Source organism: Saccharopolyspora mangrovi (genome assembly GCF_035320975.1).
In the GTDB taxonomy this organism is placed as follows: Bacteria; Actinomycetota; Actinomycetes; order Mycobacteriales; family Pseudonocardiaceae; genus Saccharopolyspora; species Saccharopolyspora mangrovi.
Map to the genome: position 1 here is coordinate 1 of NZ_JAWLNX010000006.1, position 11,037 is coordinate 11,037.

The following is an 11,037-nucleotide window of genomic DNA, read 5'->3' on the forward strand; positions in this document are numbered from 1 at the left end:
AGATCCCGCGATGAGTTGGTTAGGGGCATATAAAGAACACTAACCAAAACAGTCCACTGTTGAGTTCTCAAAGAACACACCCACACCATCACCCACGACCCATTTCAGAGCCGCACGATCCGGGGAGTCATTTCCTCGTTCGTTCTTGTGTTGGTAACTCTAGCAGGCCCTCAATTCGGCGTTTTCAGGGGGGTCCCCCTTACCGATCTCGCCGGAAGAGCGAGCCTTGTTCGAGTTATCAACTGCCGGTTGATCGCCGAACCGAAGTTCCGCGTCTCTCCAGCGACCGCCTTACGTTACCCGGTGCGCTTCGCGGTGTCAAACCGCGCGCCCCGAACCGGTCTGCGCAGTCGCGGTGGTCCGAACCGTGATCCGGAGCTTCGCGGCGCTCCCGGTGCCGTCCTCCGCGAGCAACTCGCGTCGTTCGGCTTTCCGTGCGACAAAGAGAAAGTTACGCACACTCTGCGTCAATGTCAAATCGCCTGCGCATGCCTTGACATCACCCGTTCAGCCCAGTGCCGATCACTTCTGCTTCGGGCGCAGCCAGAGCTTCACGGTGCTGCCGCTGCCGGCCGCCCTCATGGCTTCGAGCAGGTCAGTAGCTTCCACCGGGCGGTCACGACCGACCGGGACGAGCTCGTAGCCCCAGGTTCCGAACTCACGGAGAGCAGCTGCGGGATCGTCGCCGAGCCCGCTGATCGCATCCGGTGTGAACGAGCACACGATCGAGGGACGATCCCGGCGCAGCAGGCGGACCAAGCCGCCGAGCACCCGGTGAACTCGGGCGCCCACGTCGACGTGCACGACGGAGAGCTTGAGGTTCTCCAGCGCTGCGTGGTGCTCCAGCTCCTTGTCGAGCCGGAACGCGGGGACCCGCTCCCCCGGTTCCTGATCGGGTTCCGGCGGGATCGGGCTGACCGACACGCCGCCGGCGAGTGCGGGTTCGCCCGCGAGCTCCGCCGGCCCGTCCCAGGCAGCCCCTTCGATGAGCATCAACCGCTGCGTCCACGCCGATGGCACGTTCATCTCGACGTTGTGCTTGAGCAGGGCTCGCGCCTGCGGGCTGGGCTCCACCGCGACGACCGCGCCGCTGTTGCCGAGCCTGCTGAGCACCCGCACCGTCTGGTAACCGACGTAGGCGCCGACGTCGAGGAACACCCCATCGGGTTCCAGCAGCGAATCGATGAGCGCGGACGCCTCGGCGTCCCACGTCGGGTTGGACGACAGCCACGGCAGCATCAACGCGTCGTCGGCAGGCAGCCGCATCAGACCCGCGTCGCAGAGCACCGGCGTCGTGGTGCCGTCGCCACCGGTGGCGCGCTCGTGCTCGCGCAGCAGGATCCGCTGCAGCACATCGGTGCGCTGCAGCGCGTTGGCCGCGTCCCCGGCCGCGCTGCGAACGCCGGATTCGAGGTCGTGACCGGGCTGGCGGGCCTCCATCGCGTCCATCCGGTCGAGGACCTTCTCCAGCGCGCCGGTGAGACCGTCGATGCGTTCCGCGAGGGCATCCACCCGCTCGTCCGAACCGCTGACGTCGACCGGGACCCCGGCCTCCTCCAGGCGGCGGAGCCTGCGGTGCTGCTCGGCGAGATCGGCACGGGCGCGGACCAGGCCGTCGTCGGTGCCGACCAGCTGCGCACCGAACTGGTCCTGGCGGCGCAGCAGCTGCGCGAGCTCGGCGCGCATGGACTCGACGTCACCGTCGCCATCCGCCTCGAACTGGCGGCGCAGCAGCTCACCCGCGGTCTGCTCGACCCCGTCGACGAGCGAGCGGAGCACGTCGCGGATGTGGTCGTCGTAGTGGCTGAGCGCCCGCAGCACCGCCTTGCGCAGGGTCGGGGCGATCGCGTTGCTGCTCTGCCCGACGTCCGGGGCGCGGTGCAAGGCGTGCCGGGCGACCAGCAGCGGACGCAGCGGGTCGTCGAACTGGCCGTGCTTGTCGCCGGCCCACTTGGTGCGCCAGTTGCGGTAGGCGTGCTCGACGCGTTCGCGCAGCCGGGCGCCCGCGCGGGCGACGGTGTGCGTGCCCAGCAGGGTTTCCCGCGCGGCGACGCCGAACGCCGCGGTGCCCTCGGGGTCGTCGGCGGCGGTGCGCATGATCTCGGCGGCGGCCTCGAGGTCCGGTTCGCCGACTCCCTGGCAGGGCACGAGCCGGGCGCACTGGGCGCCGAGTAGTTCGGCGACCGCGCCGTGCTCGCCTGCGATCACCGGCACGCCGTGCGCGGCCACCTCCATCAGCCGCAGGGCGTGCTCGTCACCCGCGTCACCCCGGTGCAGCGAGCTGAAGCAGTCCGCGGCGGCGAGCAGCCCGTGCAGGTCGAAGTCGGTCTCGACGAGCTTGATGCGGCTGTCGGAAGCGGTGGCGAGGCGGAGCCGTTCGGCCGCCTCGGGGTGGCTGGCCGCGCCGGCCACGCCCATCAGCAGGCGCACGTCGTCGCGCTCGGCGAACGCGGTGAGGAACGCCGAGACGAGACCGAGCGCGTTGTCCGCGCGCTCGGTCGCGTGGTCGACGTGGGCGGCGATGACGAACTCGTCGGAGAGCTCGAACCGCGCGCGAGCGCCCTTGCGGGTGGGCAGGTTGATGCGCTCGCGCTCCGGAGCGGGCAGCGTGACCACGCGGGTCTTGGTGCCGGTGCGGCGCACGGCGGCCCGGCTGGACTCCGACAGCACCCAGGTCTCGGCGGCGTCCGAGGTGGCACCGCCGCCGGTGTGCACGTCGATGACGTAACGACCCGCGGGAACGGCGAGCCCGGGAGCGCAGCGCAGGACCACCGGGTAGTAGGCGGTGTCGGCCGAAGGCAGGCCGGAGGCCCCGACGGCAGTGCGCATCAGGTCCGCGACCGGACCGGTGCCGAGAACCGCGACACCGAGCTGGTCCACCAGGGCGAGATCGCCGCCGGTGCGGCGGTGCACCGCTTCGGCGGGCACTCGTCCGCTGGCGACGCCGACGCCCGCGCACCACTCGTGGAACGCCCCCGCGTCCGCGCCGAACGGGTCCGGGTAGTCGCGGCGCAGCAGCTCGTCGTCCGACCACACCGCCGCTGTCCAGCGCGAACCGCCCGAGGTGCGCTGCCGGTCGTCGGCGGGGGCGCAGGCCCACTCCTTGAACGGCTCCGCTCCGCCTGGTTCGAAGGGGCTCGGTGGTGCGTCGCCGTCGCCGAGCCAGGCCTCGAGGTACTGCTGGCGCAAGCCGTCGGGCAGCAGCACGCCGTCGGCGAGCGCGTCGAAGGGATGCGGTTGCTCGCGGCTGTAGCCGGCGTCGACCAGCGCGTTGCGGTAGTTCGCGCAGAGACCGGCGAGCACCGGGTTCTCCGACAGCAGCAGTCGCGGGCTGTCGGCGTAGTCGGCCGACAGCAGCCACGGGCGCTGCGGCTGGAAACCGTCGAAGTGCACGCTGCGCAGCGCCGATCCGTCCACCACGTGCTCGCCGTCGGCGAGGTCGAGTTCGCGCTGCGCCGCGTTGAACACCGACAGCCCCACGCCCGGATCGCGGATGACCTGGTGGTCGACGAGCGCGGGAGCGCCGTCGAGGACCGGCGCGGTCATCGTCGGGTCGGTGCGCAGCTGCTCGATCCAGGTGGTCAGCAGGTCCTCGGCGCCCGGGCGGACGGCGACGGCGCTGGAGTCGAAGGTGCCGGATTCGGCCAGGTCTGCGGGGCTCGGGCGGAGGCCGTCGGCGGCCAGCGGGTGCAGCACGCGGGGCACCAGGGCGACCGGTCGTTCGGCGATCAGGCCGGCGAGCAGCTCGTCGAACGGGCCGAAGACCTGCACCCACGGTTCGAAGTGCAGCACGGTCGAACCGGAGCGGAGCAGGTGCTTGAGCAGTCGCGGGCGCAGCACGCCGCGGAGCTGCTCGGCGGTGCAGCCGATGGCCAGCCTGGCGAACTCCTGCGGGTCGACGCCGATGTCGGCGATCGACAGGGCGTCGGGCTCGTCGCGGACGGCGGCGGGCTCGTCGACGATCAGCAGGACGAACCCGGCGCCGGGGTGGTGCTTGCGGAAGCTCCTGCGCAGCACGCGCGCGGCCGGGAGCTGATCGCGGCAGGCCAGGGTGCAGCCGAGCAGGGTGAGCGCGGCGGGCTGGGAGGTGGCCGGCTGCTCGGCGGGCCACTCGGGTTCGAAGGACTCCGACGGCTGCTCCAAGACGCCGGACTGCAGCTCGACGGCGGACTCGCCGGAGCGCGTTTCGTCGTGCTCGGAGTGCGGCTGCGAATCAGTCACACCCGCAACCTATCGCCCCCACGCTACTCAGAAGAACTCCGTGGTCCCTCTGCTTAGCGGTGCAGGTAGGGGAACCTGAGCGGCGCTGTGGACTCCGCGCGCCACGACTGATGTATGTCCAATACACGGCGTCGCGGCGTGCTCGCCACAGCACCGCTCAGAACCCCCGGCGGTGCCAGTTGCTCGGGCGGGGTAAGGAGAAAGCGACTTCGTCGCTTGCCTGACGGGCTTCCTCCTACAGCACCGGCAGCATTGAGGAGAGCTCGTAGGGGGTGACTCGGCTCCGGTAGTTGTTCCACTCCTCCCGCTTGTTGCGGAGGAAGAAGTTGAACACCTCCTCGCCGAGGGTTTCCGCGACCAGCTCGGAGTTCTCCATCTCGCCGAGCGCCTCGGTGAGGTTCTGCGGCAGGTTGGCGTAGCCGGCGGCCTTGCGCTCGTGCTCGGTGAGGCTCCAGACGTCGTCCTCGGTGGCCGGTGGGAGCTCGTAGCCCTTCTCCACCCCGCGCAGACCGGCCGCGAGGATCACCGCGTAGGCCAGGTAGGGGTTGCAGGCCGAGTCGGGGTTGCGGACCTCGACGCGCCGCGAGGAGGACTTGCCCGGCGAGTACATCGGCACCCTGACCAGCGCGGACCGGTTGGCGTGGCCCCAGCAGACCGCGGTCGGGGCTTCACCGCCGACGACGAGCCGCTTGTAGGAGTTCACCCATTGGTTGGTCACCGCGCTGATCTCGCGGGCGTGGTGCAGGATGCCGGCGAGGAACGCCCGGCCGGTCTCGGACAGCTCGTAGGGGTCTTCGGGGTGGTAGAAGGCGTTCTGGTCGCCTTCGAAGAGGCTGAAGTGGGTGTGCATGCCCGAGCCCGGCTGGAGGCTGAACGGCTTGGGCATGAAGGAGGCGCGCACGCCCTGGGTGATGGCGACTTCCTTGACGACGTAGCGGAAGGTCATCACGTTGTCGGCCATCGTGAGCGCGTCGGCGTAGCGCAGGTCGATCTCCTGCTGGCCGGGTGCGCCCTCGTGGTGGCTGAACTCCACCGAGATGCCCATCGCTTCGAGGGTTTCGATGGCGTTGCGGCGGAAGTGCGGGGCGGCGTCGTGGCTGGACTGGTCGAAGTAGCCGCCGGAGTCGGCCGGCTCGGGCTCGCTGCCATCGCCGGGCAGCCCCTTGAGCAGGAAGAACTCGATCTCGGGGTGCACGTAGCAGGTGAAGCCGGATTCGGTGGCGCGCGCCAGGGTCCGGCGCAGCACGTGTCGCGGGTCCGACCAGCAGGGCGAACCGTCGGGCATCTGGATGTCGCAGAACATCCGGGCCGAGTAGTGCTCGCCGTCGGCGGTTTCCCAGGGCAGCACTTGGAACGTGGTCGGATCGGGCTTGGCGACCATGTCGGACTCGTAGACGCGGGCGAAGCCCTCGATCGCCGAGCCGTCGAACCCGATGCCCTCGGCGAAGGCGCCCTCCAGTTCGGCGGGCGAGATCGCGACCGATTTGAGCATGCCGAGGACGTCGGTGAACCACAGCCGCACGAAGCGGATGTCACGTTCCTCCAGGGTGCGGAGCACAAACTCCTGCTGGCGGTTCATGCCCCGCACTCTAACTTCCTGGCCTCGTGCTCGTCGTGATCGGCGTGCCCGGTCACGAGCTAGTCGCGCGATCTTTACCCGAACCCGAGAGCGGCGACCATCAGCGGCAGCACCAGAGCGATGGCGATCGCGCCGGCGACGTCGAACACCGCGCCGGAGCGGATCATCTTGGTGATCGGGACCGCGCCCGAGCCGTAGACCACGGCGTTCTGCGGTGTGGACACCGGGAGCATGAACCCGAACGACGCCGCGAAGGTCGCGGCCAAGGCGGGCACGAACGGGTTGGTCCCCGCCGCGAGGGCCACCGGGATGACGATCGGGACCACCACCGACGCCGCAGCGGTGTTGGAAGTCGTCTCGGAGACCAGGATCGCCAGGACGATCGCGAAGATCGTGATCGCGACTCCGCTGGTCAGGCCCAGCGACCCGGCCGTGCCCTCGCCGATGGTCTTGGCCAGTTCGGTGTCGGCGAGCAGCGAGCCGAAGATGATGCCGGTGCCGAACAGCACCACCGTGCCCCAGTCGATGCGGGAGGCCTCGGTCCAGGTGAGCGTGAAGCGGCGCTGGGACCAGTCGGTGGGCAGCAGGAACAGCAGGGCGGCGCCGAGGACGGCGACGATGCCCTCGTCGAGGCGGTCGCTGACGGCGTCGTAGGCGGCGGAGTCGTTGCCGGCGATCAGCGCGACGAACCCGGGCGTCACCCACAGCGCGACGGTGATCCCGAAGGCGATCAGGGTGTTCTTCTCGGCGCGGGACAGCGGGCCGAGCTTGGCGCGCTCGGCCGCGACGTACTCCTCGACACCGGTGAGCTTGTGGATCTCCGGGCGGTTGAGCAGCAGGAGCACCACGGCCAGCACCACGAACATCAGCAGGCAGACGGGCGCGGCCATGGCCATCCACTGCAGGAACGAGATGCGCTGGCCGGTGGCCTCCTCGATCAGCCCGCGGCCGATGAGGTTCGGCGGCGAACCGATCGGGGTGAGCAGGCCGCCCACGCTCGCGCCGTAGGCGAGCATGAGCATCAGCGCGACGCCGACGCGCAGTCGCAGCGGGTCGAACGGCTTCCCCTCCGGGGTTTGCTGGCGGACGAGTTCGGCGATGACGGCGAGGATGCCGACGGCGGTGGGCAGCAGCATCGCGACCGTGGCGGTGTTGGACACCACCGCCGAGAGCACGCAGGTGATCGCGCCGAACGCGATGATGACCCGCCACGCGCTCTTGCCCACGCCCGGCAGCGACAGGATGGTGAAGGCGAACCGCCTGGCCACGCCGTGCCGCAGCATGGCCTGGGCGAGGATGAACGCGCCGATGAAGGTGAACACCGTCGAGGAGCCGAACGGTTCGAGCACGTCGTCGGGCGGCATCACGCCGAGGATCACCACCGCGGCGACGCCGAGCAGACCGCCCACCGGGATCGGCACCGGTTCGCACACCCACAGCACGATCACGCCCAGCAGCACGGCGGCGAGCTTGTGCTGGGCAGGTTCGAGCTGGGTCGGCAGCAGCAGGAAGAGGATGGTCAACGCCGGGGCGAGGAACAGGCCGGTGGTGCGGCGGGCTCGCTCGAACCGCTCCTCCGCCGGGGACAGCACCTGCTCACCGAGGCTCTTGTACGTGCTGCCGGACAGCAGCACCGAGGTCACGCTCTGCTCCGCGGGCTTCTTGCCCGATTCGTCCGCAGGGTCCATGCGCCGACGATAGGCGCGACGTGACCTGGTTCACCACATCGGTGATCAAAACGAATCGATCAACCCGCGCAGCGGGTTCCTTCGGGCGGCACTTCGAGGTCCACCAGGTACTTGGTGCCCGCTTCGTCGACGCAGCCCACCCCCTGCAGGAACACCGTGTGCTGGGTGCCCTCGTAGGTCATCAGCCTGCCGTGCAGCGCCTGCGCCAGCTGCACGCCCGCCTGGTACGGCGTGGCGGGGTCGGCGGTGGTGGAGATGACCAGCACCGGCGGCAGCTGCCCGACCTGCGGCTGGGTGGGCTCGCCGGTCACCGGGACGGGCCAGAACGCGCACATGTCGCGGGCCGAGCTGGGCGGGTTGCCGTCGTCGAGGAACGGCGCGGCCTCGCGGTAGCGGCGGTCCGCGGCGCGGACCTCCTCGGGGTCCAGGACGCGCTTGTCGTCGACGCAGTGGATCGCGTCGAAGGCGTCGGTGGTGTTGCTGTAGCCGCCCGTGGCGTCGCGGCCGAAGTAGCTGTCGGCCAGGCCCAGCATTGTCTGGCCGCGCCCCTGCTTGAGCTCGGCGAGCCCGGTGTCGAGGGTTTCCCACAGCGTCGGCGCGTAGAGCGCCTGGATCGCGGCCATCGTGGAGTCCGAATAGGACAGTTCGCGGCCGTAGCCGGCCTGCACCGGCTTGTCGACCAGCGGGCGGGTGAGCTGCTGGAAGCGGTGGACCGCCTGCTTCGGGTCGTTGCCGAGCGCGCACTGCGAGCGCGCCGCGCACCAGGCGGCGAAGTCGTCGAAAGCACGCTGGAAACCGGCACCTTGGGCGACCAGGGCGTCCACCGTGGTCTGACCGGGGTCGATGGCTCCGTCGAGGACCATCGCGCGGACGTTGCCGGGGAAGCTCTCGGCGTACTCCGAGCCGATCCGGGTCCCGTAGGAGTAGCCGAGGTAGTTCAGCTTCGGTTCGCCGAGCGCGGAGCGCAGCACGTCCAGATCGCGCACCACGTCGCGGGTTCCGACGTTGCCGAGCATGTCGACGCCGGTGCGCTCGGCGCACTTGCCCGCGTACTCGCGCTCCTCCTGCTCGGACTGGGCGACGCCCGGCGGTGAGGTGTCGGCGTCGGAGTCCAGGCGTTCGGCGTCGCGTTCGGGGTCGGTCAGGCAGCGCACGGCGGGTTCGGAAGCGCCGATGCCGCGAGGGTCGAAGCCGACCAGGTCGAAGCGCTCCCCCAGGTCGTTGTCGGCGATGCTCTCGGTGAGGCTCGCCGCCGCGCTCATGCCCGACGCGCCGGGCCCACCCGGGTTGACCATCAGCGAACCGATGCGCGCCTGCTGGTCGGAGGCCGGTTTGCGCAGGACCCCGATCCGGATGGTCTTGCCGTCCGGGTGCGCGTAGTCCATCGGCACTTCCAGCCGCGCGCACTCCAGTTCCGGGTCCTGGAAGGCGGCCCGCTCGGAGGAGGAGGTCGCGTAGTCGGAGCACGGTCCCCAGCTGAGCTCCTGGCCGTAGAAACGGTCCAGGCCGGTGGGGATCGGGCCGACGGGCCCCTTGCGCTCGTTGTGCGGCTGCAACGGCTGATCGCTCGGGACGCCGCATCCTCCGGCGGCCAGCACGAGCAGGGCCATCGCGGTCAGCACTCGAAGTCGGCGGGCCATCTGGTGATCCTGACATGAACGTGCCCGTGTGATTCATGTCGGGCAGGGGCACACCACCTGGGTGGGTGCGCGAAGATGGGCGCATGCCCCAGTTGCGGATCGCACTCGCACAGGTCAACACGTGTGTCGGCGACATCGTCGGCAACAGCTCGCTGGTCCTGGACTGGACTCGCCGCGCTGTGCAGGACGGCGCCCACGTGGTGGCGTTCCCGGAGATGACGCTGTCCGGTTACCCGATCGAGGACCTGGCGGTGCGCAAGTCGTTCGCCGCGGCGAACCGCGAAGCGCTGGAGCGGCTGGCGCGCGATCTGCAGGCCAACGGCTGCGGCGACGCGCTGGTGGTGGTCGGCCACCTGGGCCGCGACGACGAGGGGCCGCGCAACTCCGCGTCGCTGCTCTACGGCGGCGAGGTCGTGGCCACCTACGACAAGCACCACCTGCCCAACTACGGCGTCTTCGACGAGGCCCGCAACTTCGCGCCCGGCTTCGACCTGCCGATCGTCAAGCTGCACGGCATCGACGTCGGCGTGGTGATCTGCGAGGACATCTGGCAGAACGGCGGCCCGGTGGCCGCGCTGGGCAAGGTCGGCGTCGACCTGGTCGTGTGCATCAACGCCTCGCCCTACGAGCGGTCCAAGGACGACCAGCGGGTTCCGCTGGTGTCGGGCCGCGCGGTCGAGGCCGGGGCTCCGCTGGCGTACGTGAACCTGGTGGGCGCGCAGGACGAGCTGGTCTTCGACGGCGACTCGCTGATCGCCGACGCCGAGGGGCGGATCATCGCCCGGGCACCGCAGTTCACCGAGCACCTGCTGGTCGCCGACCTGGAGCTGACCGCGGGCGGCCACACCTCGACGACGGTTCCGGCCGAACCCGGGCCGATGCGGATGCCGGCCTTCGACGTGCACCGGACGGTCCTGCAGCCCGATGCGCTGCCGAGCTACGAGCCGCTGCCGCTGCCCCCGCCCGCGGAGCCGCTGTCCGACGAGGCCGAGGTGTGGGGCGCGCTGGTCACCGGTCTGCGCGACTACGTGCACAAGAACGGGGCGCGGTCGGTGACCTTCGGGTTCTCCGGCGGCATCGACTCGGCGGTGTGCGCCGCGCTGGCGGTCGACGCGCTGGGCTCGGACTCGGTCCACGGCGTGTCGATGCCGTCGGTGTACTCCTCGGAGCACTCCCGCTCGGACGCCGCCGACCTGGCGCGGCGGCTGGGCTGCCACTTCGAGACGCACCCGGTCGCCGACATGGTCGAGGTCTACGTGCGGCAGCTGGGCTTGACCGGGCTGGCCGAGGAGAACGTGCAGGCGCGGGTGCGCGGCATGCTGCTGATGGCGCTGTCGAACCAGCACGGGCACCTGGTGCTGGCCACCGGCAACAAGACCGAGCTGGCGGTGGGCTACTCGACGATCTACGGGGACGCGGTGGGCGCGTTCGCGCCGATCAAGGACGTGCCGAAGACGCTGGTGTGGAAGCTGGCCCGGTGGCGCAACGAGGACGCGGAGAAGCGCGGCGAGGTGGCGCCGATCCCGGAGAACTCGATCAGCAAGGCCCCCTCCGCCGAGCTGCGGCCGGATCAGACCGATCAGGACTCGCTGCCCGAGTACGACGTGCTGGACGTGGTGATCGACGGCTACGTCGAGGGCGACAAGGGCTACCAGGACCTGGTGTCGGACGGTTTCGACGCGGAGCTGGTCGAGCGGGTGCTGCGGATGGTCGACCGGGCGGAGTTCAAGCGCCGGCAGTACCCGCCGGGCACCAAGATCACCTTCAAGGCCTTCGGCCGCGACCGCAGGCTGCCCATCACCAACCGCTGGCACGAGATCGCTCCGTAGGGCGTCCCACCTCGGGGCGTGGTGCGGCCGCGGGAGGCGGTTCGGACCGGAACCGCCCTGCTCCCGCCACCCGGAGGTGA

The 11,037-nt window shown here is 70.4% G+C and carries 5 protein-coding genes; 1 reads left to right on the plus strand and 4 read right to left on the minus strand.

Annotation, left to right across the window (positions count from 1 at the left end):
• Positions 1-522: 522 nt before the first annotated feature.
• The 4 genes from R4I43_RS10235 to R4I43_RS10250 form a co-directional block, all read right to left on the minus strand.
• Entirely contained in the window at positions 523-4,221 is a 3,699-nt protein-coding gene (locus R4I43_RS10235) for an FkbM family methyltransferase (protein WP_324265340.1), read from the minus strand.
• Positions 4,222-4,456: 235 nt separating this feature from the next.
• Positions 4,457-5,800 carry a glutamine synthetase family protein gene (locus R4I43_RS10240; protein WP_324265341.1) on the minus strand — a complete coding sequence of 448 codons (1,344 nt, stop codon included), beginning with the start codon at positions 5,798-5,800 and terminating at the stop codon, positions 4,457-4,459.
• A gap of 74 nt (positions 5,801-5,874) precedes the next feature.
• Entirely contained in the window at positions 5,875-7,488 is a 1,614-nt protein-coding gene (locus R4I43_RS10245; RefSeq protein WP_324265342.1) for an SLC13 family permease, read from the minus strand.
• A gap of 59 nt (positions 7,489-7,547) precedes the next feature.
• A complete protein-coding gene (locus R4I43_RS10250) occupies positions 7,548-9,128 on the minus strand; it encodes an alpha/beta hydrolase (RefSeq protein ID WP_324265343.1) in 1,581 nt (526 codons plus the stop codon).
• Between the two features lie 83 nt (positions 9,129-9,211).
• Between R4I43_RS10250 and R4I43_RS10255 the strand changes: the two genes are divergently transcribed.
• Complete coding sequence (locus tag R4I43_RS10255; RefSeq protein WP_324265344.1) at positions 9,212-10,957, plus strand: NAD+ synthase; 1,746 nt, start codon at positions 9,212-9,214, stop codon at positions 10,955-10,957.
• Positions 10,958-11,037 lie beyond the last annotated feature (80 nt).